Source organism: Sporosarcina sp. JAI121, assembly GCF_013408665.1.
GTDB lineage: Bacteria > Bacillota > Bacilli > Bacillales_A > Planococcaceae > Sporosarcina.
The window spans coordinates 900,449-926,562 of record NZ_JACCCL010000001.1; the positions used below are offsets into that span (position 1 = coordinate 900,449).

Genomic DNA, 26,114 nt, shown 5'->3' on the forward strand with positions numbered 1-26,114 from the left:
AAAATTCAGGAACTTTGAAGTGCCTTGTTCGTACTAATAAAAGAGTGAAAGTCTTCTTGTAAAATTCTATCCAGCAATGAAAGGAGGAAAATGGTATGTGGAAAAAGTTAGCGCTGTTTTTGTTTTTATTTATTGGATTGATTATCTCCATTCCGACTGTCAATGCTCTAGCGGCTCCAGATTTAACAGTAACTGTTTCAGTGGGCATCGACGGAAAAGTGAAGGAAGGAAAAGGTGCACCGCTTGTAATTGTGGTTGAAAACAACGGAACCGCATTCAACGGGGACCTCGTAATCGATGTTCCGAACGATTATATGACTGGAAGTGGGGAAGCAATCCCTCTCGATATCGGTGCCGGAGAGACTAAAACGATTTCACTTGTTATCCCGAATGTGACTAATATGAATGAGGGAATGTCGAATGCAAAAACAATTTTCCTATACGAGGGTGGATGGGAAAAAGGAAAGGAAATTGTACATAAGGGAGCGCAGAAAGTAACGGCGGCTCTGTTTTATCATGAATCAAAATTCATCGTTACGTTTACAGAAAATCCGGATCGTCTTGGTGCTTTGAAAAATAGTCGGATTTTGGATGCATCGAATAACCAAATCATTAGTACGTCAAAAATGAGTGAACCCAATATCCCGGTGGAAGCTGCGGGATGGGGCGCGGCAGATTTTATCATTGTCGATGAGTATCCGCTTGCCGATTTATCCGCAAAGAAACAAGAGGCGTTGTTGGGATGGGTTCGTTCAGGTGGCATCTTAGTAATCGGGGGTTATGCCAACGTGAATGCTGAGGCAGGCATTTTTTCCGGCTACTTGCCTCTGACGTTGAAAGGTAGTATTGAGTCGAATCCCGAGGTATTGAACAATTGGGTAGGAATAAAAGGATTTGAAGGCGTCATACATTCGTATTTGTCCGAATTGAATCCGAGTGCATTGCCACTGCTTGAAGATGAAGAAAATGTTCTTATTGCCTATTCTCAGGTAGGCCGGGGGCAAGTAGTACAGACGGCTTTCTCGGTCGGCGATGATCCGATTTCTACAGCGGTTGGAATGCCGGCACTCTGGAGTAAATTATTTGATACGGCAGGACAGCAAAATCAATTCAGTCAGAATCAGCATGACAATCCAAGAACAGCGCTGGCCCATTCTGTAGGAAGGACCAACGAATTGTTTCCATCATTTAAAGTATCCGCACCGTTAGTTTTTGGGATTATCATCTTTTACATTATTCTTATTATCCCCGTTCTTTACATTATCCTAAAACGGAAAGATAAACGGGAATATGCGTGGTGGATTATTCCTTCGATTGCAATAGTGACGTCTATTGCTATTTTTGCATATGGAGCGAAAGATCGGATCGGAGGAGCACAAATTCAACATTCCGCAATAGTAAATGTGGAACAGGATGGTAGTTTGTCAGGATATTATGTGGAGTCAATCCTATCCAATAAATCCGGGGACTTTACATTAACTGCACCTGCCGAAACAACGCTTAGTGCTTCGTTGCCGGCCAATGATCCTTTCGTCTCCACTCCAGGGACTATTCATAAACATGCAATTGTTGAAAAGGATGCCACAGGGTCAAAACTGCATCTTCGCAATATAGGTTATTGGAATGTTGGGACGGTGTACGGGGAAACAAGGCTCGAAAAGAAAGGGAACTACGAAATACAATTGAATGTCACAGATAAGAAGTTGACGGGTACAGTGACGAATGAATTTCCGTTTGCATTGACGGAGGTAGCGATATGGTCAGGAACAAAACTGATTCCAATCGGCGATCTCGGACCAGGGGAATCCGTCCAAGTGGATGAAACGTTGAAAACATCTACATTGCTTCCTAGAAAATCAATGTTCAATCCGTATATGAATCCAACACCTGTCAATATGGATGATCTGATGAAGATGCGGAAAGACAGTCTTCTTTCCTTTTCGAGCGATTATATGAACAATCCCTCGAATCCCGTCATAATCGGTTATACGGATACCCAGATTGTACCGATTGAACTTCCTAAGGCAAAGCCCTCCGTGTCGGCATTGACGATGGTTGTTCAGCCGATAAAGTCGGAAGTGGCGTTCACCGGTATGCTGTCAATTGAACCCGAAATGATGGAAATGGTCATGATTTCGGAGGACGGCCAAACTGAACCTGAGCCGATGGGATCCGCGGGTGACGACTATTATTTCGGTCAGGCTGTATACAATCAAATATGGCGGTTGCCGGCTGAATTAGTTGAGAAGAAAATGAAATGGACGTCGATTGAAGTATCGAAAATACAAAAACAGCTTTATGGCGTAAGTATATTAAATGTCCGGACCAAGGAATATGAACAATCGGAATCAGGAAAATTAATGAAAACGGAAAACCTGAACGATTATATAACGCCTGAAGGGGAAGTTATCGTCCGAATTGTATTCCATGATGCAAAAAATGGAAACCAGGGACGTGCTCCTGTACTCAAGATGATTGGTGAGGTGGCACAATGATAGAAATAAAAGGGCTGACGAAAAAATATGGACAATTCATAGCGCTCGACAATTTGAACTTGACGCTGAGTGAAGGTACCGTTTTTGGATTTGTCGGAGCGAACGGTGCAGGAAAATCGACGACCTTTCTCATTTTGGCGACTTTATTGCAACCAACAGCGGGCGATGTTTTTATCAATGGCAGGAACATCCGTGAAAATCCTACGGAAATACGTAAAATGATCGGATATATGCCTGACTTTTTCGGAGTCTATGACCAGCTGAAAGCAGATGAATACTTGGATTTTTACGGTGCAAGCTACGGCATTCCTGATGCGGAACGGCGAAAGCTCATACCGCAATTGCTGGAACTGGTGAACCTATCGCATAAACGTCATGCGTACGTAGACCTTTTATCGCGGGGGATGAAGCAACGACTTTGTTTAGCCCGGAGTCTTATCCATGATCCGAAAGTGCTTATCCTCGACGAACCTGCATCCGGGCTTGATCCGCGTGCTCGTGTGGAGATGAGAGATATCCTAAAAACGTTGAAGAAAATGGGCAAGACGATTTTAATTTCATCACATATTTTACCTGAACTTGCGGAAATGTGTGATGAAATCGGAGTGATTGACAATGGACGTCTTATTGCACATGGTTCCGTTGCCGAAATTCAAGATAAACTGCGCGGAGAAAGGATCATTACGGTCCGTTTGACTGGAACGCTGGACAGCACGATCGGATTTTTCGAAGAGGATCCGCTCGTGTCGAATATTGAGGAGCTAGCCGATGGCGATGGCATCATATTTTCATATAAAGGGACTGAAGAAGATCAGGTCATGTTATTGAAGCGGGCCGTCATGAATAATGTTCCAATCCTTTCATTTATGGAACATGTAACCAATCTTGAGGATGTGTTCATGGAAATTACGAAAGGAGCCGACTGAAATGAAAATGAATTTCAATAATCCGGTCCTTTTTAAAGAATTGAAATTAAGGTTCCGCTCGCCGAAAAGTTTCATAGGTATCCTATTTTACTTGCTAGCGATGTGTATTTTTGTTTTCGGTTTCATTTTTACGACAATGAATATGTCAGGGACGTCTTATTTCAGACCGAGTGAAAGCTTCATCCTGTTCGGACTGTTATCATTTATCCAACTTGGACTCGTATTATTCATTACACCGGGTTTAACGGCTGGAGCAATCAGTTCGGAGAGGGAAAAACAAACGCTGCCGATTTTATTGACGACATCACAAAGTTCGTTTCAAATCATATCAGGAAAATTATCGTCTTCAATCGCATTCCTGTTGTTGCTCATTGTGGCGGGATTACCGGTCTATAGTTTAGTGTTTTTATTCGGCGGTATATCTCCATTGGACTTTGCCAAAGTGTTCTTTTTCTTATTTGTTACGTTGCTTGCAATCGGAAGTATAGGTGTCATGTTTTCAACACTTATTCGACGGACTATCGTTTCGATGATTGCAACGTATGGAACGATGCTGTTCCTATCGATTGTCACCGGGTTTCTATTTTTGATCGTTATCCAAATGACAGCGTTCAATCAAATGGGAACGGGCATACCGTCACCTTCTGTGTCAGGGCAGATCCTTGCGTCGATAAATCCGGCCATCATGCTCGCTTCACTCCTTTCACAGGGAGTGGGGGATAGCATTTCGGAAATGACGCAAGTGAAGTTTCCGATTTGGATTGGCTATCTTATTTTCTATTTGTCGCTTACTGCCATTTCTATATTCATTTCCGTAAAAAAACTGCGTGTTAATATGAAACGTTCCAAATGATAAGGAAGTGAGCGAATGGAACGGAAATCATTATTAAAAAATAGATGAAGACCATGCTGCGCTGTGGCTAGCTTGGCTTGCTACAGTCATAAGAAGATGTGCCTTCATCTTTTTTAGCTTTTCTTGAATGCCTTTGGTGTTTAAACAGTAGACAGAATCAAACACGACTATACAACAAACTCCACGTATTCAATACTTTAATTAATAAAGTGAAAAGCCCAATCGCACTGGAAGATTTCCTGTGCGATTGGGCTTTTTTATGTTTATAAACTTGAAAGTAAATTTCTGCTTCGTTTCGCCCAATAAAAAGCGACTGCAAAACAGACGAGCAGGATGATAGTACCGATAATATACGGGTAAATGATATTAATGTCGAACAGAATGCCTGCAAGAGCCGGGCCAACCATGTTTCCAAGACTCATATAGGCGGTCATCATACCTGCTGCAAAACCTTGTTCCTCCCCTGCGAGCTTCGATACAAGTGTATTGACGGCGGGGCGGAGGAGGGATGTTGCAGTGAAGAAAATCGTTGCTACGAAAAGAATCATATAGAATGAATTGACGAACACAATCCCGATCATTGCAAAAGCTGCGATGATAAGGTTTACATGAATAACGCGCATTTCACCGAACCGTTTGAACAGTTTATTGATGACGAATGTCTGTGCGATAACGCCGACGAAGCCTCCAACTGTAATGATGACTGCGATTTGAGAAGGTGTATAACCATATTTATGGTCTACGTAAAGAGAGATTGTGGATTGGAAATTTGCCAAACCGAATGAAAAGACAAACATGACAATGAGCATAACAAAATAAGGAGTCTTCGCTGAACGTTTCATCTGCTTGATAAGACTTTCCCTCTTTTTCTCACTACCGGGTTCGACTGTTGTCCGCGGTGCCGGATTCGGTAGAGCGAAAATGGAAATAAGTGCTGCAGTCAAAGCGGCTGCTGTTGCGATGTAAAATGGGAACGTTAAGCTTACTTTTGAAAGAAAACCGCCGATTGCAGGTCCAATCATGAATCCGAGCGACATTGAAGCACCGAGCAGGCCCATCCCTTTGCCACGTTGTTCGTATGTCGTGATGTCGGCAACAAATGCCATCATCGGGGGTACTAGGAATGCAGAGCCAAGCCCTGAGAAGAACCGAGCGGCATAGAGCATCCATAATTCGGTGGATAGTCCGAATGCAAGTTGCGAAAGGCCGAAAATGATCAACCCTATTATAATCAGCTTTTTCCTGCCGTGTTTATCAGATAAATCGCCGGCAATCGGAGAAAAGATAAATTGTGAAAATGAGAACATAGCAATCAGAAAACCGAGAGCTTGACCCGCAACGCCAAACGTACCAAGATATTCCGGCATAATCGGAATGATTAGACCGATGCCCGACATGGCGATAAACATATTGAACATTAAGACGTATAACGCAAAATTATTAGATTTGACCGCTATAACTACCACCACTTTCCAAACTATTTCGTGTTACTAAAATATATTACCATAAACTGCATTGGAGTACATTGTGATGCGACTTTCAAGCAGAAAAAAGACGACCTCGGGATGTACAAAGATTGTCTTAAACGTCAATAAAAGATGGGTGTATGAATTCGTGTAAAAGTTGAGCGAGAAGGGGAGGTCACTCAAAAAGTTCACTATTATAGATTGGACTAAGGAATGTCCATAATATACGCTTCGGCGCTTTGTGGATGCCTCCCGCGATGAGCCGGGCGGAAGACCACCGCCAGTCTTATCGCTTCGGCTACCACATGAAAGGCGCCTTCGCTGGGTTTTCTCAGGTATGTTGGATCATTAAAATTGTCCACTATTATAGAACTGGACTAAGGAATGTTCATAATATACGCTTCGGCGCTTTGTGGATGCCTTTCGCGATAAGCCGGGCGGAAGACCACCGCCAGTCTTATCGCTTCGGCTACCACATGAAAGGCGCCTTCGCTGGGTTTTCTCAGGTATGTTGGATCATTAAAATTGTCCACTATTATAGAATTGGACTAAGGAATGTTCATAATATACGCTTCAGCGCTTTGTGGATGCCTTTCGCGATGAGCCGGGCGGAAGACCACCGCCAGTCTTATCGCTTCGGCTACCACATGAAAGGCGCCTTCGCTGGTTATTTTCAGATATATTGATGATGGCTAATTAATTATCTTGTTGACAGGCACCTCACGGTATTAGTATTGATAATTGTAAAGGTAAATGTCACTCGAAATTAACAATCCCGGTAAATACTTCATAGTTAGCCGTGCTACTCGTATGAATTCAATTGAAAATATCAAGCGAAGGCGCCTAACAGGGGTAGCCGAAGCCATAAGACTGACGACGAAGTTGTCTGGCTTATGGCGAGAGGCATCCCCTAGCGCATTAGCGGGTTCAATGGTATTTGCTCTTCCGCTCCGACTACCCGAGCGCCGTAGTATTTGAAGGAATTGTTTATCTCCAATTTAATTGTTATTTCATATCCATTTTGAACTCAAGGAACAACTCATTGTACTGGCCAAGCATTTCAAGGCCTAGATTTCTATATACCTCAAGGTGACCGCGTGTTTCTTCATCAGGGTAGAAACGTTCATCTTCAGTCACTTCAGGATCCATCAAATCCAGGGCTGTTAAGTTCGGTGTCGAGTAGCCGACGTAATCAGCGTTTTGTGCAGCCACTTCAGCGTCGAGCATGAAATTAATGAACGCATGCGCGCCCTCGATATTTGTCGAGGTACGAGGAATGACCATATTATCGAACCAAAGATTGGAACCTTCCTCAGGGACAATATAATCGATATCCTCGTTCTCATACATCATATCTGCAGCCTGGCCTGACCAGGTAAGTGAGATGGCAGCCTCTCCATTAATCATCAGTTGAGTCACTTCATCCCCGATGACAGCTTTCACATTAGGACTAAGTGTTTTCAACTTATCCGTCGCTTCACGTAGTTCGTCAAGATTGGTTGAGTTCAATGAATATCCTAATGAATTCAGTCCCATTCCAATCGTTTCACGTGCGCTGTCTACAAGAATGACTTGCTGTTTAAGGGAAGGGTCCCATAGGTTATCCCAGCTTTCAAAGGTCTGCCCATCCAGTAATGTTGGATTAAATGCAATCCCAAGTGTCCCCCAGAAGTAGGGAAGTGAGTACTTATTGCCTGGATCGAATGGCAAGTCGAGGAAATAGGGATCGATATTTTTGACGTTTGGAATTTTATTATAGTCGAGCGGAAGTAATAGATCGGCTTCCTGCATCATTTCAATCATATATTCAGAAGGCATTGAAATATCATACGATGTTCCGCCTTGTTCGATTTTTCCCATCATCCCTTCATTCGAATCAAATGTTTCATAAATTACTCGGATGCCGGTTTCCTTTTCAAACTGTTTCAGCAAGTCGGGATCGATGTATTCGCCCCAGTTGTAAACAGTGATTGAATCCTTGCCTGCACTTCCTCCGCCGTCATTCAACTCTGCATTAATGAATAAAAGAATTGCGGAAACAAGTAGAATCACTGCCGCACCCCTTACTATTTCTTTCATTTTCTCACCCCCGAAAGCGGTGCTTTTGTTTTGCGGCTAATCGCGTAATAACCGATAACAAGTACGACTGTCACCAAGAAGATAAGACCTGACAATGCGTTGATTGTTAACGTGATACCTGCACGTGCCATTGAATAGATTTCTACGGACAATGTAGAGAAGCCATTTCCTGTGACGAAAAACGTTACGGCAAAATCGTCAAGGGAATACGTTAAAGCAAGAAAGAATCCTGCTAATATTCCCGGTTTTATGAAAGGAATGATGACGCGCGTCAAGACATCCCGTTTAGAAGCACCAAGATCCAGGGCCGCATCGATAAGCGTCGGACTCATTTCCTGGAGCTTCGGCAATACCATGATGACAACAATCGGAATGCTGAATGCGATATGCGAAATGAGTACGGAAGCAAAACCGAGTTTCACGCCAATCATTGTGAATAAAATGAGGAATGAAGCACCGATGATGACATCCGGACTGACGATCAAGATATTATTGAGAGACAACACAGCATTGCGCATCGCTTTATTGCGCATGAAAACGATTGCCAATGCTCCAAGCACTCCGATTGCAGTCGAAACGAGCGCAGACAGCAAGGCAACGATAACAGTATTAATTACGATAACAATCAGCCTTGTATCTTCAAAGACTGCTGCATAATGTTCAAGCGTGAACGATTCGAAATTCGACATTCCGCCGCCTGAATTGAACGAGTAAAAGATCAAGTAGAAAATAGGGGCATATAAAATGATGAATACGGCAACCAAATAGATTTTAGGGAGTTTACTTAATTTTTCCATTGATTGTCGTCCCCCTGTCTTTGCTGCTCGTAATCAGCATGATGATAAACATGAATAAAATAAGGAATACAGCGATAGTTGAACCCATTCCCCAGTTTTGCGTGACGAGAAACTGCTGTTCTATCGCTGTCCCGAGCGTGATCACCTTATTTCCTGCAATAAGTCTGGTGATCATGAACAGTGACAGGGCAGGGATGAAGACAACCTGGATTCCCGATTTAACGCCATTTAACGTCAATGGCCAAATAACGCGCCTGAATGTTGTCCATGAATTTGCGCCAAGATCACGTGATGCATCGATGAGGGCGGGATTCAGTTTGTCGAGCGAATTGAAAATCGGCAAAATCATGAATGGGATGAAAATATAAACGGAAACGAAAACAAAACTGAAATCGGTGAAAAGGATTTGCTGCTTGCCGATCCCTGTCGTTTCCAGCAATGCATTGATTGGACCGTAAAGACTGAAAAGGCCGATGAACGCGTACGTTTTCAGAAGTAGATTTATCCATGACGGGATGATGATGAGCAAAAGCCAAAGTTGCTTATGCTTCGTCTTCGTCAGAAAATAGGCGGTCGGGTAAGAAAACAGCAAAGTGAAAAACGTTATCAGGAATGCATACCAGAATGAACTGATGGTCAGTTTCAAATAGACGGAAGAAAAAAAGTTATTATAGTTGTCGAATGTGAAATTGCCGCTCAGGTCGAAGAATGAAAAGTAAATGATAAGTGCAATCGGTGCGATGACGAACAGCAAAATCCAAGCGGTGTAAGGAATCGTATATAGCGGGCGTAGAGGTTTATTGTTCATCGACCGCTACCCCATACGCCTCAAGTCTAGCATCGAATTCTTCTTCTGTTTCGTTCAGTCGCATGACATGAATGTCTTCCGGATCAAAATCGAGCCCGACAGTTACACCGACTTCCGCTTTTTTAGTTGAGTGCACAAGCCATTCGTTGCCATCAGCGTCGTACGTGGACAGTTCATAGTGCACACCGCGGAACAATTGTGTATCGACTTTCACGTTCAGTTTCCCTTTATCGATAGTAGTGAGCTCCAAATCCTCCGGACGGATGACGACATCGACTTTCTCGTTTGGATTCAGACCTTTGTCGACACATTCGAAAGTTTTCCCGGTAAATTGGACAACGAAGTCTTCAACCATTATGCCCGGTACGATATTCGATTCGCCGATGAAATCAGCGACAAAACGGTTGATGGGTTCGTCGTAGATATCAAGCGGAGTACCAGATTGCTGGATTGCTCCAGTGTTCATTACAAAAATTTCATCGGACATCGCAAGCGCCTCTTCTTGGTCATGCGTGACGAATACGAATGTTTTACCTAGGCGTTGTTGCAATTCCCGAAGTTCATATTGCATTTCGGAACGCAATTTCAAATCGAGTGCGGATAGCGGTTCATCCAGCAAAATGATTTCAGGGTCATTGATGATGGCGCGTGCAATGGCGACGCGTTGACGTTGACCACCCGACATTTCCGCGATTTCCCGTTTTTCATATCCTTCAAGATTGACGAATTTCAGTGCTTCGATGACCCGGCGATTGACTTCTTCTTGTTTTACTTTCTTAATTCGCAAGCCGAATGCAACGTTTTCAAATACATTTAAATGAGGGAACAATGCATAGTCTTGAAAAACCGTGTTCACTTGGCGTTCATTGGCAGGCACGTTGTTGATTTTTTTTCCATTGAAGAAAATCGTGCCGTCCGTCGGTTCGATAAATCCGGCGATTAGACGGAGGATAGTCGTTTTCCCGCAGCCTGAAGGACCAAGCAATGTGTAAAATTTACCGCGTTCCATTTCAAAGGAAACGCCGTTCAGAACAGTCGTCTCATTATTATATTTTTTTGTCACATTTTCAAAGCGAATAATCGGTTGAGTCGTCATGTAGACACTCCTTTTCTAATAGTGAACTTTACTTAAAGATAAGAATTTGTAGCAACGAGGAGAATTTCGCTCGTTCCGTTATGTGCATTCGTTAAACAGTGTTGCTCGGATGCATCATAATAAACCGCATCCCCTTTCGAAGCGGTGTGTTGCGTGTTACCGATCTTAATCGTCACTTTGCCATTCAGAATGTAGATGAACGTTTCAGCAGAAGAAGGTTCAAATCTTTTAAATTCCCCTCTTTCATGGAATGTTATGTGGACAGGTTCCATCTCATTTTCATTCGACCGCGGGACCAACCAGCGTATACTATATTTCAATTCATCATCCGAATAGATGGTTTGGTCGCTGGTCGAGTAAACTACTTTTACATTCTTTTTAGGTTCATCGAAGAATTCCTTTGGCGTTGTTCCCAGCACTTCCAATAAAGCGAACAAAGTTTCAATTGAAGGAGAGTTCAGATTCCGTTCCAATTGAGAAATATGCCCCTTCGTTAAATCCGTCCGCTCCCCAAGTTCTTCTTGCGTCAGCCCTTTTTTTAAGCGAAGGCTTTTAATCTTACTTCCTATTTCCATGGACACACCTCCCCATTCATGACGGAGTTTATTAGTAGTATACTTGAAGTTTACTTAAAACCCTTTTAATTATACGAAATACCGCGCAGAAATCAAGATGTATTTTAAAAAATTAAAACCGGGTTCCTCTCGTTTGTGGAGTAGAGGACCCGGTTTCTTTCACAAACGTGAATTGGACTTTTTTTCACGAAGTTTGTTTTTCAACACTTTGCCGAAAGTTGTGAAGACCAAATACACGGATAACCCGATACCGCTAAGTGCCGTGACCAAGGATATCCATTCAAAAACCGTGTATGAAGAAATCGCTTTCCAACCGGAAGGGGACTCCCAGTCTTGAATGACGAGATTCATGCCATAAATTCCAGAAATGACGGTAAAAATGGTTAGGAAGAACAGAAGCATGTTCATCCTATCGGAAGCGTTGTTTTCCTGACTTTTATATAATTCCTGTAACGTTTTGCTCACATCATTGAAAAGATCATCGATATTGAAAACCCGTTGAAACATCCTTGAAATTTCTTTACCTTCCGAGCGAGTGCTGATTTCTTGGAAATAGTACCAAGATGAAAAAAGGGTGATGAACTTAATAAGTGACTTTACATATTCATCATCTTTTTTCCAAACGATTTCACTGTACTCGAATGAGACCCGCAAAAGCATAATTTTATAGAAATAATGCAATAAGAAATTATAATAATGGGTCCCCATGAATTGTGAAAGCTGCCGGGACATATCTTCCGGCGGGGAATTCGTTACGGTTATGAATGCATGCTCCGTTATGACAGTATACATATTGGGTGCCCATCTATCATGCAGTGACTGATCCAGAGAGCGGCGTATATAGTCAGGGTTATTGGCGGATATAAATTTCTCTCCGTTCGGTAACCTTCCGTCAAGGGCTCCCATCCGATACAATTGGTCCTCGGTAATCAGCGAACCTTCTCGGCTGAAAAGGAATGCCGACGCATACATCCTCTCGTCTTCATAGTATGGTAAAGAACCGAAATAACCGTTCAGCTTCTCATTTTGCAACATGAACTTTTTCAAAAACGGGAAAAGTCGTTCAAAGAGTAAATTATGAACGGTTAAGTGATTTCCGTTGTTGGGGCTACTGATCACCATACCCTTTTCTTCCGTCAATTTCGGTTCGACTGTCCTGAAATGATGCAAGAACCCGAGAACATCTGAAAGTTCCGCTTCTACATTGTCCAATTGAACTCTGATTGTCAGGAAGGCGATGCCGAATGGGGCTAAGACGATATCCACACTTTGGATGATGAAGGGCAGGCTTGTATTTCCAACGTTGTATTCGAATCGTTCCACGATAGTAGTAGTGAATCTATGGAATCCATTTTCAGTAATCGCAGCGGGAAAGAGTTTATGCCCGAGGTGCGGCAGAAAATACTGTTCGAGTTCTTTTCCCTCGACAGTGATTCCCTCACCATAGACACGTTTATCTCTGGAAGATTCACCTAACTGGAAATAGGTATATCCATTCTTTTTTAATGTTTGCATAAGTTCATCTGTTCTTCGATTGTCGTAGCCCAAAGGAAGAGTGAATGACATATGTGAACGAAGGATATCCAGTTGTGTGACAGAAACCGATTTATTCATAATCAATTCATCCTTCATCAATTGAAATTTTGGCTATTCATGGTACAATATAGCGAATAAAGGGGGGCTCTGATTGGGAAAAAAGAAAGTTTTTTATTTGGATCCTGATGACCGTAAATGGACGATGGAAGACCTCGGACTCAGCTGGAACTCGATTGACGGCCTTACGGCGGATAAAAAGGAAATCGAAGGCGTATTCCTGATGAAAAACGGAAAAATCTGCGAACTGCTCGAACTGCCCAATCACTGTAAAGTCTGCCTTGATCCATTGGATTATAATGATGAACATGATTCCATCTTTTGCCCGACATGCGATGAGTGGCGCGAAGGCTCTTGCAGTGATCCGAATTGCGAGTATTGCCTGGCAAGACCTGCGAAACCATCCAATTGTAATTGACGCTTACACTCCTCTTCCCTTAATGGTAATTGGAATAAACATAATGAATGAATATCCGTCATGAGTTTGCCACATATTGACCGGAGCGCCATAGCGACGAGGCGCTCCGTTTGAATTCAAGCTATTTTTTTGCTATTGTTGAGAAGGACTGTGCAGGACGGATGTTCTGTCACAAAAGAATTTTTGGAGGGGTTATTTAATGATTAACCGTATGGTAGGCAAACAGGCGCCAGAATTCACACTTGATGCAGTATTGGCAGATAAATCTTTCGGTAAAGTAAGCCTGGAAGAAAACATGAAAAATGATAAATGGACAATCTTGTTCTTCTACCCGATGGACTTTACATTTGTATGTCCGACGGAAATTACAGCTATGTCCGACCGTTATGATGAATTCGAAGACCTTGATGCAGAAATTATCGGTCTTTCAACGGATACGATCCATACACACCTTGCATGGATCAACACAGATCGTAAAGATAATGGACTTGAGCAATTGAAATATCCACTTGCTGCAGATACGAACCACCAAGTATCACGCGACTACGGTGTATTGATTGAAGAAGAAGGCATTGCGCTGCGCGGTCTATTCATCATCAATCCTGAAGGCGAATTGCAATATCAAACAGTATTCCACAACAATATCGGCCGCGATGTTGATGAAACATTGCGTGTACTTCAAGCTCTTCAAACAGGCGGACTTTGCCCGGCTAACTGGAGACCTGGTCAGAAGACTCTATAATTTTACCAATCGGAATCCCCGCGCATATAGTAGCAGTGGGGATTTTTTTGAAAAACAAAGGAGGATAAATGTATGAAGTTGCGTGAACAAATGCCTGAACTTGAAGGTTCAACAGCATGGTTGAACGGTGAAAGAACTAAAGCTGAATTGGTTGGTGAGAAGCCGACACTGATTCATTTCTGGTCTGTCAGCTGCCACCTTTGTAAGGAAGCAATGCCCGAAGTGAATCAATTCAGAGACAAATATAAAGAAGATTTAAATGTTATAGCAGTGCATATGCCCCGTTCAGAAGACGATTTAGATTTGGATGAAATCAAATCAGTGGCAGCAGAGCATGATATTACGCAACCTATTTTTGTTGATAGTGAAGCGAAACTAACCGATAAATTCGATAACCAATATGTTCCGGCCTATTATGTTTTCGATAAAGACGGCCAGTTGCGTCACTTCCAGGCAGGCGGCGGAGGCATGAAAATGCTCGAAAAACGAGTAAACCGCGTGCTGGATGAAATGAAAAAGAATGACGAATAAAGTATAACGACTAAAGATAAGCCCGATTGCGCATTTGCGATATCGGGTTTTTACATAGGCGAGCATTTGAGGGAGCCGATTGAGTATGATACACTAATCGCATCCAGTAAGCGGATAGGGGAGGATGCTTTATGAAAAAGGAATTTGCAGTGATTGGTCTGGGCCGTTTCGGAGGCAGTATCGTCAGGGAACTGATTGAGCTCGATGCAGATGTGATGGCGATTGATATATCCCCCGAAAGAGTGGAGGAGTATGCTCAAATTGCAACGCAGGCGGCATCAGCCGACACCACTGATGAGTCGGTCCTTCGATCACTGGGCATCCGTAATTTTGAGCATGTGGTCGTTGCAATCGGTGAAAACATTCAAGCTAGTATTTTGACGACGCTTATGCTGAAAGAAATCGGTGTTAAAAAAATTACGGTCAAGGCGCAAAATGATTCTCATGAAAAAGTGTTGCGTAAAATCGGGGCTGATCAGGTTGTCCATCCCGAACGTGACATGGGTATCAGAATTGCAAACAATATGGTATCTAACAACATACTCGATTATCTTGAATTATCGGATGAGTTTTCCATAGCGGAAATAAAGGCAAACGATAAACTTGTAGGCTCAACATTGATCGATCTAGATATAAGGGCTAAATATGGCGTCAATATTGTCGCCATCAAACGAGGTAAGCATATTCTTGTATCTCCGCAAGCGATTGAAAAGATCCGACTTGAGGACATCCTGATTGTTATCGGATCGGATGAGGAGATTCACAAATTTGAAAAGAAAGCCTTACACTAAAAAAAACATCCCGCCTCGCTTTTCAGCGCGTCGGGATGTTTTTTACAATTATTGTTAAACTTCCATGATAACTGGAAGCACCATAGGCTTACGTTTAGTTTTATCATATAAATAAGGTCCCAGTACATCAATGACATCACTTTTCAATGCATCCGGATCGGCAGGCGAGTTAGCCAACTTCCGCTGCATCTGTTTGGATAACATCTGCTGCGCTTCGTGGATCATTGCACCCGACTCACGCATATAAACAAATCCGCGGGAGATGATATCCGGTCCTGAAACGACACGATTTCGCTTAAGGTCCACCGTTGCCACAACGATGACAAGACCATCTTCTGAAAGGATTCTGCGATCGCGCAGAACGACACTGCCGATATCACCAATTCCGCTGCCGTCAATATAGACATCTCCGGCGGGAACGCGACCGGCAAGGTGTGCTTCATCCTGTGTAAGGGCAAGTACATCGCCGTTGCCCATGATGAACGTGTTTTCACGAGGAACATCACAAGAGACGGCAAGATCTGTATGAATTTTCAACATTCTGTACTCACCATGGATCGGCATGAAGAATTTAGGTTTGATCAGCCTTATCATCAATTTCTGCTCTTCCTGCGAACCGTGTCCTGAAGTATGGATGTTATCTAGAGAACCATGTAGCACATCGGCACCCGCACGAAATAGTGCATTAATCGTTTTATTGATGCTAAGTTTGTTACCTGGAATCGGTGAGGACGAGAAAATTACCGTATCTCCTGGATGTATTTGAACTTGTCGATGCGTGCCGTTTGCAATGCGCGAAAGTGCAGCCATCGGTTCACCTTGACTGCCTGTACATAGGATCAATACTTTGTTTGCAGGCAGCTTATTCAATGATTGAGTATCGACAAATAATTCTTTCGGTGCATCGATGTAACCAAGTTCACGTCCGATTGTAATGGCATTGTCCATACTGCGACCAAACACCGCAATTTTACGGCCCAATACTTGAGCTGACTCAATCACTTGCTGCAATCTGTGGATATTTGATGCGAACGTCGCAAATATAATCCGGCCGTCAACTTTTCTGAAGATTTCATTCAAGCTGTCGCCGACCTTACGTTCAGACACTGTGAAGTTAGGGATTTCAGCATTCGTACTATCCGATAATAGACAGAGGACGCCCTCGCTTCCAATCTTCGCCATTTTAGTCAAGTTTGCCGGTTCACCGACCGGTGTAAAATCGAATTTGAAATCTCCCGTGTGGACGATATTACCAGATGGCGTTTTAACAACGACACCGAATGCATCTGGAATACTGTGTGTAGTACGGAAAAATGAGACCGAAGTTTTCCGAAACTTGAATACGTCATCCTCACCAAAGGGAATCATCTTTGTAGTTCGCAGTAAGCCGTGTTCTTCAAGTTTGTTGCGCAATAGTCCAAGTGCGAGTTTACCGCCATATACTGGAACGTTGATTTTACGAAGCAGGTAGGGAATACCACCGATATGATCTTCGTGACCGTGCGTGATAAACAGGCCTTTTATCTTGTCCACGTTTCTTTCAAGATATGTGTAGTCCGGTATAACATAATCGATACCTAATAATTCGTCGTCAGGAAATTTAATACCCGCGTCGATCAGGATGATTTCATCTTGGAATTGCACGGCGTATGTGTTTTTACCGATTTCACCTAGTCCGCCTAAAGCGAAAACGGCAGTTTCATTGTTTTTAATAGTTTTCATCTTTAAACCTCTTCGAGCTCGAAATAGGGTGCAGCCTGCTCGTATTCAAGATGAACACCTTCAAGAAGTTGAATAAATTCGATATTAAATGCGCGATCCTTCAACTTCTTGCGGACAGACCTTACCGAGTCCGCTTCGATGTACATGCTCTTTGTGTTTTCACGGACTGGGACTTGTAGCATGTTCTCTTGGTAATAGACTTTATAAATCATCGTTAGCTCTCCTTTTTACGTTCGTTTGAACTGATTCTCTTTATAGTAGCATGACACTTCTTTAAAATAAAGAAAAGCTCACCATTTTCATGGTGAGCTGACATAATCAGGCGATAGTTTTCTTTCCGAGAATGCCATTTAGCCGTTTCAACAATTTGCGTTTTAGGCGTTTATACATGGCTGTATCACTCCTCGAAATCATTATACCAAATTCAGAACAATCTGTCAAGGAGGGATTTTCGGCGAAGCCGATAGAGCCCTTCATTAAGTTTTAAAGCTCCATAAAGTTCATCAGTCACGTTCAAAAGGAGTCGCACCCGGAATTTCTTTGAATGGCATTTTTTTATCAATATGGTCAAAAAACATGACACCGTTCAAATGGTCGAGTTCATGTTGAAAAGCGATTGCAGCAAGTCCTTTTAACCTTTTTTTGTATTCTTGTCCCTCCATATCAAATGCTTTAATCGTAATCCGCGCATAGCGGGGGACATATCCTTCGACATCACGATCTACTGATAGGCAACCTTCACCCGAAGCGAGATAGGTTTTTTCGACAGAGTGACTGACGATTTTAGGGTTAATGGCAACGAAACTAATCGTTTCCTGATTGGTCCCAGTAATGTGGAGTGCAAATATTCTTTTGGATTTATTCAATTGAGGGGCGGCGAGTCCAATACCGGGGCGCAGACCAAACTCGTCACTTATTTCAGGAATTTGACTACCTATTACATATTCCAGCAAATCTTTGCTGAGTTCACGATCGTCGGAGGATAACGGAAATTTCACTTCCTCCGCCCGTTTGCGCAGAGCGGGGTGCCCTTCACGGACAATATGGTCCATTAATATCATCGTACAAACTTCCTTTCGGTTATACTCTATTCAATAGTATAATGGAATATGAAAATGGGTGAAAGAATTTGATTGCGAACTTGAAATAAAAAAAGGGAAACGCTATAGTTTATAAAAATTGGAGGCGTTTAATTTTGAAAAAAACGGTAATAGTACTTATATTAGCGGTCATGTTCGTCCTTTCGGGATGCAGTTTCGGGTCTTCGGTCGAGAAAATGCTGTCAGATACAATGTCAAAAATGACAAGTGAGGAAAAAGGGTATCGGGATGCGCAAAAAGACTTGACGGAACTTGAAATAAAGGAACAGAAACTATTTAATGATACGATGGAACTGACAAAAGAACAACAGGATGAGCTAACTGCTAGTGTAACTCAACTTAAAGATTTGCTCGATCAAAGGCTTGCTCATATTGAAGCGGAGCAAAAATCAATGAATCAAGCAAAAGGTTCAGCGGATGACTTTGACGATATCGTTGAGCAAGCGGATGAATCGGACAAAAAAAATATCGAAGGACTGAAAGCGGCTGTTATTAACCGCTATAAACTTCATTCAGACTTCATTTCCGCATATAAAGATCTTACTGCTTTGCAAAATGAACTGTATGCAATGCTAGATGCCGAGGAAACTAACTTGACGGAGCTGAGGGGTAAAGTCAGTGAAGTAAATGCTCAAAATGATACAGTTAAAACCGTAATTGCTTCATTTAATGATGCAACCGAAAAAGTGAATGTGCAGAAAGACGATGTATTTGCCGGTTTGCGGAAAGAGGAGTAATTTTGAATAGGTCACAAAAGGCGGGGGATTCATTTCTTCCGCTTTTTTCAAGAAGTGAAATAGCAATCTATTATAATACAGTGCTGTCATTGTATTAATACAGTTTTTTTTATTAACTAATAATTCCAATGCTTAAAACTCGCATTAAGACGTGTGATTACTATGTTTGACCATTTTGTTCTGATTAGTTATACTATGAATGAAGTAAATTGTACCAATCAATAAAACAATGAAACATAATACAGTTATAAAGGAGAGTTGCCGAAATGGCTGCAAACAAAGACAAGCAGTTCGATCCGGTGGAAACACTTCACGCGATTGAAGAAAAGTTTGAAATGTTCCAGATCTTGAACGAAGAAGGCGAAATCGTCAATAAGGACGCAGATCCGCAATTATCAGATGACGAACTTGTCGAACTGATGACACGCATGGTATATACACGTATTTTGGACCAACGTTCAATTTCATTGAATCGTCAAGGTCGTCTAGGATTCTACGCACCTACAGCGGGACAGGAAGCATCACAACTTGCGTCCCAGTTCGCACTTGAGAAAGAGGACTTCATACTCCCAGGATACCGTGACGTTCCACAAATGTTGTTTCACGGACTTCCATTGTCGGCGGCGTTTCTCTGGTCACGCGGACATTTCCAAGGTGGTGCGATTCCAGAAGGCGTTAATGTATTCCCACCGCAAATCATTATCGGTGCACAATACATTCAAGCGGCAGGAATAGCACTAGGTTTCCAAAAACGCGGAACGAAAGCGGTTGCTATGACATATACAGGTGACGGCGGAACGTCACAAGGGGACTTCTATGAAGGGATTAACTTTGCAGGGGCGTACCGTTCACCAGCAATTTTCATCATTCAGAACAACCAATACGCAATCTCGACACCACGTGAAGCTCAAACAGCGGCAAAAACGCTTGCACAAAAAGGAATTGCTGCAGGAATCCCGAGCATCCTCGTAGACGGTATGGATCCGCTTGCCGTGTATGCGGTTACACGCGACGCACGTGAGCGTGCAGTCAATGGTGATGGACCAACACTTATCGAAGCGCTGTGCTATCGTTATGGACCGCACACGATGGCAGGAGATGACCCGACACGTTACCGTACATCAGAGACGGACAGCGAGTGGGAAAAACGCGATCCTCTTATCCGTTTCCGTACATACCTCGAAGCGAAAGGTATTTGGAATGAAGAAAAAGAAAATGAAGTAATCGAACGCGCGAAAGAAGAAATCAAGGAAGCCATCAAAGTTGCCGATGCAGCTCCTAAACAAAAAGTGAGCGATTTCATCAATATTATGTATAAAGGCGAACTGCCTTACAATTTACAAGAACAGCTAGATATTTACACAGAAAAGGAGTCGAAGTAACCGATGGCACAAATGACGATGATTCAAGCAATAACTGATGCTCTGCGCACTGAGCTGAAAAATGATGAAAACGTCCTCGTCTTCGGTGAAGACGTTGGAAATAACGGCGGTGTATTCCGCGCAACGGAAGGGTTACAAAAAGAATTCGGCGAAGAGAGAGTATTCGATACGCCACTCGCGGAATCAGGTATCGGCGGACTTGCGATCGGACTTTCTTTTACAGGTTTCCGTCCAGTCATGGAAATCCAGTTCTTCGGATTCCTTTATGAAGTGATCGATTCTGTCAGCGGTCAGCTTGCACGAATGAGTTTCCGTAGCGCAGGGCGTTTCAATGCGCCTGTTACAATCCGTTCGCCATTCGGCGGAGGCGTTGCAACGCCTGAAATGCATGCTGACAGCCTTGAGGGGCTCGTTGCTTCACAGCCTGGATTGAAAGTTGTTATTCCTTCAACACCGTATGATGCGAAGGGGCTACTGATTTCTTCAATCCGTGACGAAAACCCGGTTATCTTCCTTGAACATATGAAACTTTACCGTTCTTTCAGACAGGAAGTTCCTGAAGAGGAATATACGATTCCCCTCGGGAAAGCGGATGTAAAACGTGAAGGGAAAGATCTTTCCATCGTTACATACGGCGCAATGGTCCATGAAAGTTTGAAAGCTGCTGAAGAGCTCGAAAAAGAAGGGTTTTCAGTGGAAGTTATCGATTTGCGCACGATTCAGCCGATTGATATCGAAACTATCATTGCATCCGTTGAAAAGACAAACCGTGCGATGGTCGTGCAAGAGGCACAAAAACAAGCCGGTATCGCTGCGAATATCGTTGCTGAAATTACAGAGCGTGCAATACTTAGCCTTGAGGCACCGGTTCTCCGCGTAGCGGCTCCGGATACTGTCTATCCATTTGCACAAGGTGAAAATGCATGGCTTCCAAATGCGAAAGATATTATTGAAGCAGCTAAAAAAGTATTGACGTTCTAATAAAGACGTTATGAACGCTGAATGTCCAAAGGAACTATCCTAAATTAAGAAAGGGTGAATCGCGTGGCATATGAATTCCGTTTACCAGATATCGGTGAAGGTATACACGAAGGTGAGGTCGTAAAATGGTTTGTCGCAAAAGGCGATAAAATCAATGAAGATGACACACTTCTTGAAATCCAGAACGATAAAGCGGTTGTGGAAATTCCATCACCGGTTACAGGTACTGTCGAAGAATTAATCGTTTCCGAAGGTACGGTTGCAATTGTAGGGGATGTATTAATCCGCTTTGACGCACCTGGTTATGAAAATGTGAAGTCCGAAGAAGACGACAATGCAGAAACCGAAGCACAAGTTCAAGCGACGGCCGAAGCGGGTCAACCGATTGAAAAAGAAGAGGCGCCTAAGGAAGAAGCAGCACCAGCACCAGCACCAGCACCAGCACCAGCTGCTCCGTCAGTGAATGCACAAGCAAAAACAGACGTCGATCCGAATCGCCGGGTTATCGCAATGCCATCCGTACGTAAATTCGCGCGTGAGCAAGGCGTCGAAATTCAGCAAGTTGCGGGATCGGGCAAAAACGGCCGCGTTTTGAAAGAAGACATCGTGTCATTCCAGAACGGCGACCAAACACAAGAAACTGCGAAAGCAGCTCCAGTGGCGGTAGCTCAAGACGGACAAGTTGAAAACAGTGTCAAACAAGAAACTTCTGCTGCGGCTCCAGTTCACCTGGAAGGGGACTTCCCTGAAACACGTGAAAAAATGTCAGGTATCCGAAAAGCGATTGCAAAAGCAATGGTCAATTCGAAACATACTGCTCCACATGTTACATTGCTTGATGAAGTTGATGTTACAGCACTTGTGGCTCATCGCAAAAAGTTCAAAGATATCGCTGCGGAAAAAGATATCAAACTTACGTATTTGCCGTATGTCGTGAAAGCGCTCGTTTCAACATTGCGTGAATTCCCTGAATTTAACAGTTCGCTCGATGATGCGACGCAGGAAATTATTCAGAAGCACTATTACAACATCGGTATCGCTGCGGACACTGATCGGGGACTTCTTGTCCCTGTCATCAAGCATGCGGACCGTAAATCGATTTTTGCAATATCTGATGAAATCAACAGTCTTGCAGTAAAAGCGCGCGACGGTAAACTTTCACCGGCTGAAATGAAAGGTGCATCATGTTCAATCACGAATATCGGTTCTGCAGGGGGCCAATGGTTCACACCAATCATCAATCATCCTGAAGTTGCAATTCTTGGAATTGGCCGCATCGCAGAAAAACCGGTTGTTAAAAATGGTGAAATTGTAGCGGCACCTATGTTAGCATTGTCATTGGTATTCGATCACCGGATGATCGATGGAGCAACGGCACAACATGCATTGAATCACCTTAAGAGGTTGCTCGGAAATCCGGAACTTTTATTAATGGAGGCGTAAACAAATGGTAGTAGGAGACTTTCCAATCGAAGTAGATACGCTCGTCGTAGGATCCGGACCAGGAGGTTATGTCGCAGCAATCCGTGCGGCACAACTGGGTCAAAAAGTAACAGTCATCGAAAAAGGAGATATTGGTGGTGTGTGCTTGAATGTGGGATGTATTCCTTCCAAAGCGCTCATTGCTGTTGGACATCGTTACGCAAATGCCAAAAATTCCGATTCAATGGGGATTACAGCAACAGAAGTGAAACTTGACTTTACAAAAGCTCAAGCTTTCAAGGACGGCGTAGTCAACAAGTTGACTGGCGGAGTCGCGGGACTTTTGAAGGGCAACAAAATTGATTATGTTAAAGGTGAAGCATACTTCGTCGATAGCAACACGGTACGTGTGATGGACGAAACATCCGCCCAAACATATAAATTCAAAAACGCAATCGTTGCAACTGGATCACGTCCGATTGAAATCCCGTCGTTCAAGTTTTCTAAACGTGTTATCAATTCCTCGGGCGCTTTGAATCTGACTGAAGTACCAGGTAAACTCGTTGTCATCGGCGGCGGTTACATCGGAACTGAACTAGGATCTGCTTATGCAAATCTTGGATCAGAAGTGACGATTATTGAAGGTGCCAAAGATATTCTGGCTGGCTTTGAAAAACAAATGACGCAAATCGTTAAAAAAGGCTTGAAGAAAAAAGGCGTCGAAGTAATCGTTAAAGCGTCTGCAAAAGGCGTGGAAGAGACGGATACAGGCGTTACAGTCACATACGAAGTAGGCGGAGAAGAGAAAAAAGTCGAAGCTGATTATGTACTTGTCACTGTTGGCCGTCGTCCCAATACAGATGAAATCGGTTTGGAAGAGATGGGCGTCAAGTTCCTTGAACGCGGTCTTATTGATGTTGACAAACAATGCCGTACAAGCATTCCAAACATTTATGCAATCGGCGATATCGTTCCGGGACTTCAACTTGCACATAAAGCTTCCTATGAAGCAAAAGTTGCAGCTGAAGTAATTTCAGGCGAAAAGTCCGAAGTTGATTACTTGGCCATTCCAGCTGTCTGCTTCACCGATCCTGAACTGGCGTCTGTTGGTTTGAACGAACAGCAGGCAAAAGAGGAAGGTTATGAAACAGTAGTGGGGAAATTCCCGTTTGCAGCTAACGGACGTGCACTTGCACTTGATGCGACAGATGGTTTCGTTAAACTTGTTTCGCGTAAAGAGGACGGTCTTCTGCTTGGTGCGCAAATTGTAGGTGAAAGTGCATCAGATATGATCGCTGAACTTGGTCTCGCAATTGAAGCGGGAATGACGCTTGAAGACGTAGCAATGACTATTCACGCTCACCCTACATTGAGTGAAATCTCAATGGAAGCGGCCGAAGTCGCTTTGGGTACACCGATTCATATGATTACGAAATAAGTTTTTAATTAATGATAAATGTAACCGTCTATGTGGCAGTAAGATAGCCTCATAGACGGTTTTTTGTGTTTAACTGACCGGGTTCCAGGTAATTGAATACATAAGCCGCATATTGCATTTCAACATACTGACAGGTTTCTAGTTATATTGAACATATAAATACAGCGTAGGCGCCTAAGCGAAATAGTAAGTATACTATAATTCTATTTCTATAGTTAATTGATGGAAAGGAAGGTGCACTATGAAAAAACAATTGATATACATACTGGGGACACTGCTACTATTGTTAGCTGCATGTACGGAGAAAGATGCGACTGTCAGTCCTGACAAAGTAAAAGGAAGTGCTTCCGACGTTAAGACTGTCGATGAAAACAGTAATGAAAAAGTCGACAGGCATGCTGAAACCGAGAAGGATGGGAATGAAAGGATTGCTGAAGAAGCTACAGAACCTTTGTATGAACTGAATCCGGAAACATATGCTATTGAACCAATTGGCGATGCAAACCCTAAAGTTGTTTTGCTGACGATCGATGATGCACCTGATAAGCAAGCGCTCGAAATGGCCAGGACACTGAAGGAGCTTGAGGCGCCTGCAATATTTTTCGTCAATGGACATTTCCTTACTACTGATGAAAAAAAGACAGTGTTGAAAGAGATTCATGATATGGGCTTTATGATCGGCAACCATACGAAAACGCACGCCAATCTAAAAGCGATTTCGGTGGAACAACAAAGAGAAGAGATCCTCACCGTCAATGATACAGTGGAAGAGGTCATCGGTGAGCGCCCTGTATTTTTCCGTGCTCCATTCGGAGTGAATACGGACTTCAGTAAAACACTTGCGGAACAAGATGGAATGCTACTGATGAATTGGTCATTCGGCTATGATTGGGAAAAGAAGTATATGGATGCGGATGCGTTGGCGGACATTATGGTGAACACTGAATTTTTGCGTGATGGAGCAAACCTGCTCATGCATGACCGTGAATGGACCGCAGAGGCTCTGGAGAAAATCGTAGTTGGTTTACGGGGAAAAGGGTATGAGTTAGTCGACCCGTCGACAATCAAAGTTGCCGGAGAATAAGTGATGGATGGTGAAGGGAGTCGAACAGGACTTCTTTCACCTTTTTTGAAGGTTTTTAAGATGTGAATGAAGAAGAGTAGTAGTGGAAATACAGGAGGGATATTCATATGGAATGGAAAACGAAAGTAACTGAACTGCTTGGTATCAAATTACCGATTATTCAAGGAGGCTTGGCATATTTAGCGTATGCTGAACTTGCAGCAGCGGTATCTGAAGCGGGAGGGCTCGGACAGATTACGGCGATGAGTCTGGAATCTCCCGACGCATTGCGGACTGAAATTAGAAAAGTGAAGGCTATGACAGATAAGCCATTCGGCGTTAACTTTGCAATCGGGCAACATGGACGCCCGTATGCGCATATGGTGGAGGCTACACTTGAAGAGGGAGTCCAAGTCATGTCGGTGACGGGTGGGAATCCCGCGCCATTTTTTGCACAACTTGAAAACACAAGCGTCAAAAAGCTTGTGCTGGTCGCCGCAAAAAGGCAGGCGCAGAAGGCAGAATCACTTGGGGCTGATGCTGTTATGGTTGTAGGGCAAGAAGGTGGAGGGCATCTTGGGCGGGATGATATCGGAACGATGGTGCTTGTACCTCAAGTTGTCGACGCTGTATCGATCCCGGTTATTGCATCCGGCGGAATCGGGGATGGCAGAGGCTGGATGGCCGCGCATGCTTTGGGTGCCGAAGGAATAGAGATGGGGACAAGGTTCATCGCGACGCAAGAGTGTGTCCACGCGTCACAAGCTTACAAGGAGGCGCTTCTTGCCAGCAGTGAAACGGATACTACCGTCATCAAACGATCGCTGGGAGCTCCTGCACGGGCATTGACAGGACGTTGGACAGAGACAATACTAGGAATGGAAGCTGAAAATGCCGATTATGAAGCATTGAAAAATTTCATCAGCGGTGAAGCGAATCGCCGTTTCATCCATGATGGAGATGTCGATACTGGTTTTGGATGGGCGGGGCAAGTTGCGGGTCTTATAGAAGATGTGCCGACTGTTTCAGTATTGTTCGAACGTATGGTGATGGAAGCGGAAATAATCCGAAATAAATGGAACTTTAATGGATGAAGGAG

25 protein-coding genes are annotated in these 26,114 nt (G+C 43.4%); 15 read left to right on the forward strand and 10 right to left on the reverse strand.

The annotated features are described in order from the left end of the window. Window positions 1-95 precede the first annotated feature (95 nt). From HDC33_RS04195 to HDC33_RS04205, 3 genes are read left to right on the forward strand one after another with little or no spacing between them, the layout of a single operon-like run. Window positions 96-2,495, forward strand: coding sequence for a COG1361 family protein (locus HDC33_RS04195; RefSeq protein WP_179391245.1), 2,400 nt, complete (start codon window positions 96-98; stop codon window positions 2,493-2,495). Next, window positions 2,492-3,421, forward strand: coding sequence for an ABC transporter ATP-binding protein (locus HDC33_RS04200; protein ID WP_179391246.1), 930 nt, complete (start codon window positions 2,492-2,494; stop codon window positions 3,419-3,421). Before HDC33_RS04195 ends, HDC33_RS04200 begins: the two co-directional genes overlap by 4 nt. Before the next feature lies 1 nt (window position 3,422). Further along, on the forward strand, window positions 3,423-4,274 hold the full coding sequence (locus tag HDC33_RS04205; protein ID WP_179391247.1) for an ABC transporter permease: 852 nt from the start codon (window positions 3,423-3,425) through the stop codon (window positions 4,272-4,274). A 263-nt stretch (window positions 4,275-4,537) separates the two neighbouring features. Here the strand turns inward: HDC33_RS04205 and HDC33_RS04210 are convergent, their stop codons facing one another. After that, window positions 4,538-5,731: an MFS transporter gene (locus HDC33_RS04210; protein WP_179392624.1), complete on the reverse strand. Its 1,194-nt coding sequence runs from the start codon at window positions 5,729-5,731 to the stop codon at window positions 4,538-4,540. Between the two features lie 266 nt (window positions 5,732-5,997). Here HDC33_RS04210 and HDC33_RS04215 point away from each other — a divergent pair, with 266 nt between their 5' ends. Beyond that, window positions 5,998-6,426, forward strand: a complete 429-nt coding sequence (locus tag HDC33_RS04215; RefSeq protein ID WP_179391248.1) for a hypothetical protein — start codon at window positions 5,998-6,000, stop codon at window positions 6,424-6,426. Window positions 6,427-6,745: 319 nt separating this feature from the next. Here HDC33_RS04215 and HDC33_RS04220 read toward each other — a convergent pair whose 3' ends face one another. The 6 genes from HDC33_RS04220 to HDC33_RS04245 form a co-directional block, all read right to left on the reverse strand. Continuing rightward, the gene (locus tag HDC33_RS04220) at window positions 6,746-7,819 is read right to left on the reverse strand and encodes an ABC transporter substrate-binding protein (RefSeq protein WP_179391249.1); all 1,074 of its coding nucleotides are present in this window, start codon (window positions 7,817-7,819) and stop codon (window positions 6,746-6,748) included. After that, window positions 7,816-8,616, reverse strand: coding sequence for an ABC transporter permease (locus HDC33_RS04225; RefSeq protein WP_179391250.1), 801 nt, complete (start codon window positions 8,614-8,616; stop codon window positions 7,816-7,818). Before HDC33_RS04225 ends, HDC33_RS04220 begins: the two co-directional genes overlap by 4 nt. Next, the gene (locus HDC33_RS04230; RefSeq protein ID WP_179391251.1) at window positions 8,600-9,424 is read right to left on the reverse strand and encodes an ABC transporter permease; all 825 of its coding nucleotides are present in this window, start codon (window positions 9,422-9,424) and stop codon (window positions 8,600-8,602) included. Before HDC33_RS04230 ends, HDC33_RS04225 begins: the two co-directional genes overlap by 17 nt. Further along, window positions 9,414-10,520, reverse strand: coding sequence for an ABC transporter ATP-binding protein (locus HDC33_RS04235; protein WP_179391252.1), 1,107 nt, complete (start codon window positions 10,518-10,520; stop codon window positions 9,414-9,416). The genes HDC33_RS04230 and HDC33_RS04235 overlap by 11 nt, the downstream gene beginning before the upstream one ends. Window positions 10,521-10,552: 32 nt before the next feature. After that, on the reverse strand, window positions 10,553-11,095 hold the full coding sequence (locus tag HDC33_RS04240) for a helix-turn-helix domain-containing protein (protein WP_179391253.1): 543 nt from the start codon (window positions 11,093-11,095) through the stop codon (window positions 10,553-10,555). A gap of 159 nt (window positions 11,096-11,254) precedes the next feature. Beyond that, a complete protein-coding gene (locus tag HDC33_RS04245) occupies window positions 11,255-12,709 on the reverse strand; it encodes a hypothetical protein (protein WP_179391254.1) in 1,455 nt (484 codons plus the stop codon). Window positions 12,710-12,782: 73 nt separating this feature from the next. Here HDC33_RS04245 and HDC33_RS04250 point away from each other — a divergent pair, with 73 nt between their 5' ends. The 4 genes from HDC33_RS04250 to HDC33_RS04265 all read left to right on the forward strand — a co-directional run bounded on the left by HDC33_RS04250 (window position 12,783) and on the right by HDC33_RS04265 (window position 15,170). After that, entirely contained in the window at window positions 12,783-13,106 is a 324-nt protein-coding gene (locus tag HDC33_RS04250; RefSeq protein WP_179391255.1) for a hypothetical protein, read from the forward strand. A gap of 199 nt (window positions 13,107-13,305) precedes the next feature. Then, window positions 13,306-13,848: a peroxiredoxin gene (locus HDC33_RS04255; protein WP_179391256.1), complete on the forward strand. Its 543-nt coding sequence runs from the start codon at window positions 13,306-13,308 to the stop codon at window positions 13,846-13,848. A 72-nt stretch (window positions 13,849-13,920) separates the two neighbouring features. After that, window positions 13,921-14,379 carry a TlpA family protein disulfide reductase gene (locus HDC33_RS04260; protein ID WP_179391257.1) on the forward strand — a complete coding sequence of 153 codons (459 nt, stop codon included), beginning with the start codon at window positions 13,921-13,923 and terminating at the stop codon, window positions 14,377-14,379. 131 nt (window positions 14,380-14,510) lie between these two features. Continuing rightward, window positions 14,511-15,170, forward strand: a complete 660-nt coding sequence (locus tag HDC33_RS04265) for a potassium channel family protein (protein ID WP_179391258.1) — start codon at window positions 14,511-14,513, stop codon at window positions 15,168-15,170. A 54-nt stretch (window positions 15,171-15,224) separates the two neighbouring features. Here HDC33_RS04265 and rnjA read toward each other — a convergent pair whose 3' ends face one another. The 3 genes from rnjA to def form a co-directional block, all read right to left on the reverse strand. After that, complete coding sequence (gene rnjA / locus HDC33_RS04270; RefSeq protein WP_179391259.1) at window positions 15,225-16,892, reverse strand: ribonuclease J1; 1,668 nt, start codon at window positions 16,890-16,892, stop codon at window positions 15,225-15,227. Between the two features lie 2 nt (window positions 16,893-16,894). Further along, window positions 16,895-17,104, reverse strand: a complete 210-nt coding sequence (locus HDC33_RS04275; protein WP_179391260.1) for a DNA-dependent RNA polymerase subunit epsilon — start codon at window positions 17,102-17,104, stop codon at window positions 16,895-16,897. 291 nt (window positions 17,105-17,395) lie between these two features. Continuing rightward, window positions 17,396-17,953 carry a peptide deformylase gene (gene def, locus HDC33_RS04280; RefSeq protein WP_179391261.1) on the reverse strand — a complete coding sequence of 186 codons (558 nt, stop codon included), beginning with the start codon at window positions 17,951-17,953 and terminating at the stop codon, window positions 17,396-17,398. A gap of 134 nt (window positions 17,954-18,087) precedes the next feature. On the opposite strand from def, the gene HDC33_RS04285 reads away from it, so the two are divergent. From HDC33_RS04285 to HDC33_RS04315, 7 genes are all read left to right on the forward strand, one after another. Next, the gene (locus HDC33_RS04285) at window positions 18,088-18,729 is read left to right on the forward strand and encodes a YkyA family protein (RefSeq protein ID WP_179391262.1); all 642 of its coding nucleotides are present in this window, start codon (window positions 18,088-18,090) and stop codon (window positions 18,727-18,729) included. A 266-nt stretch (window positions 18,730-18,995) separates the two neighbouring features. Continuing rightward, complete coding sequence (gene pdhA / locus HDC33_RS04290) at window positions 18,996-20,111, forward strand: pyruvate dehydrogenase (acetyl-transferring) E1 component subunit alpha (protein WP_179391263.1); 1,116 nt, start codon at window positions 18,996-18,998, stop codon at window positions 20,109-20,111. A gap of 3 nt (window positions 20,112-20,114) precedes the next feature. Beyond that, the gene (locus HDC33_RS04295) at window positions 20,115-21,092 is read left to right on the forward strand and encodes an alpha-ketoacid dehydrogenase subunit beta (RefSeq protein WP_179391264.1); all 978 of its coding nucleotides are present in this window, start codon (window positions 20,115-20,117) and stop codon (window positions 21,090-21,092) included. 63 nt (window positions 21,093-21,155) lie between these two features. Beyond that, window positions 21,156-22,535, forward strand: coding sequence for a dihydrolipoamide acetyltransferase family protein (locus HDC33_RS04300; RefSeq protein ID WP_179391265.1), 1,380 nt, complete (start codon window positions 21,156-21,158; stop codon window positions 22,533-22,535). Between the two features lie 4 nt (window positions 22,536-22,539). After that, complete coding sequence (lpdA, locus tag HDC33_RS04305; protein WP_179391266.1) at window positions 22,540-23,952, forward strand: dihydrolipoyl dehydrogenase; 1,413 nt, start codon at window positions 22,540-22,542, stop codon at window positions 23,950-23,952. A gap of 241 nt (window positions 23,953-24,193) precedes the next feature. Further along, window positions 24,194-25,036, forward strand: a complete 843-nt coding sequence (locus HDC33_RS04310; protein WP_179391267.1) for a polysaccharide deacetylase family protein — start codon at window positions 24,194-24,196, stop codon at window positions 25,034-25,036. 107 nt (window positions 25,037-25,143) lie between these two features. Then, window positions 25,144-26,109 (forward strand): NAD(P)H-dependent flavin oxidoreductase, encoded by a 966-nt coding sequence (locus HDC33_RS04315; RefSeq protein ID WP_179391268.1) that lies wholly within the window; start codon window positions 25,144-25,146, stop codon window positions 26,107-26,109. The last annotated feature ends 5 nt before the right edge of the window (window positions 26,110-26,114 follow it).

Excerpts from the sequence above, each read along its gene's own strand:
- HDC33_RS04220 (WP_179391249.1), bottom strand. The coding sequence starts at position 7,819 with ATGAAAGAAATAGTAAGGGGTGCGGCAGTGATTCTACTTGTTTCCGCA.
- HDC33_RS04295 (WP_179391264.1), top strand. The coding sequence starts at position 20,115 with ATGGCACAAATGACGATGATTCAAGCAATAACTGATGCTCTGCGCACT.
- HDC33_RS04215 (WP_179391248.1), top strand. The coding sequence starts at position 5,998 with ATGAGCCGGGCGGAAGACCACCGCCAGTCTTATCGCTTCGGCTACCAC.
- HDC33_RS04310 (WP_179391267.1), top strand. The coding sequence starts at position 24,194 with ATGAAAAAACAATTGATATACATACTGGGGACACTGCTACTATTGTTA.
- HDC33_RS04245 (WP_179391254.1), bottom strand. The coding sequence starts at position 12,709 with ATGAATAAATCGGTTTCTGTCACACAACTGGATATCCTTCGTTCACAT.
- HDC33_RS04230 (WP_179391251.1), bottom strand. The coding sequence starts at position 9,424 with ATGAACAATAAACCTCTACGCCCGCTATATACGATTCCTTACACCGCT.
- rnjA (WP_179391259.1), bottom strand. The coding sequence starts at position 16,892 with ATGAAAACTATTAAAAACAATGAAACTGCCGTTTTCGCTTTAGGCGGA.
- HDC33_RS04260 (WP_179391257.1), top strand. The coding sequence starts at position 13,921 with ATGAAGTTGCGTGAACAAATGCCTGAACTTGAAGGTTCAACAGCATGG.
- HDC33_RS04195 (WP_179391245.1), top strand. The coding sequence starts at position 96 with ATGTGGAAAAAGTTAGCGCTGTTTTTGTTTTTATTTATTGGATTGATT.
- HDC33_RS04205 (WP_179391247.1), top strand. The coding sequence starts at position 3,423 with ATGAAAATGAATTTCAATAATCCGGTCCTTTTTAAAGAATTGAAATTA.
- HDC33_RS04265 (WP_179391258.1), top strand. The coding sequence starts at position 14,511 with ATGAAAAAGGAATTTGCAGTGATTGGTCTGGGCCGTTTCGGAGGCAGT.
- HDC33_RS04240 (WP_179391253.1), bottom strand. The coding sequence starts at position 11,095 with ATGGAAATAGGAAGTAAGATTAAAAGCCTTCGCTTAAAAAAAGGGCTG.
- HDC33_RS04235 (WP_179391252.1), bottom strand. The coding sequence starts at position 10,520 with ATGACGACTCAACCGATTATTCGCTTTGAAAATGTGACAAAAAAATAT.
- HDC33_RS04255 (WP_179391256.1), top strand. The coding sequence starts at position 13,306 with ATGATTAACCGTATGGTAGGCAAACAGGCGCCAGAATTCACACTTGAT.
- HDC33_RS04200 (WP_179391246.1), top strand. The coding sequence starts at position 2,492 with ATGATAGAAATAAAAGGGCTGACGAAAAAATATGGACAATTCATAGCG.
- HDC33_RS04275 (WP_179391260.1), bottom strand. The coding sequence starts at position 17,104 with ATGATTTATAAAGTCTATTACCAAGAGAACATGCTACAAGTCCCAGTC.
- HDC33_RS04315 (WP_179391268.1), top strand. The coding sequence starts at position 25,144 with ATGGAATGGAAAACGAAAGTAACTGAACTGCTTGGTATCAAATTACCG.
- pdhA (WP_179391263.1), top strand. The coding sequence starts at position 18,996 with ATGGCTGCAAACAAAGACAAGCAGTTCGATCCGGTGGAAACACTTCAC.
- HDC33_RS04225 (WP_179391250.1), bottom strand. The coding sequence starts at position 8,616 with ATGGAAAAATTAAGTAAACTCCCTAAAATCTATTTGGTTGCCGTATTC.
- lpdA (WP_179391266.1), top strand. The coding sequence starts at position 22,540 with ATGGTAGTAGGAGACTTTCCAATCGAAGTAGATACGCTCGTCGTAGGA.
- def (WP_179391261.1), bottom strand. The coding sequence starts at position 17,953 with ATGATATTAATGGACCATATTGTCCGTGAAGGGCACCCCGCTCTGCGC.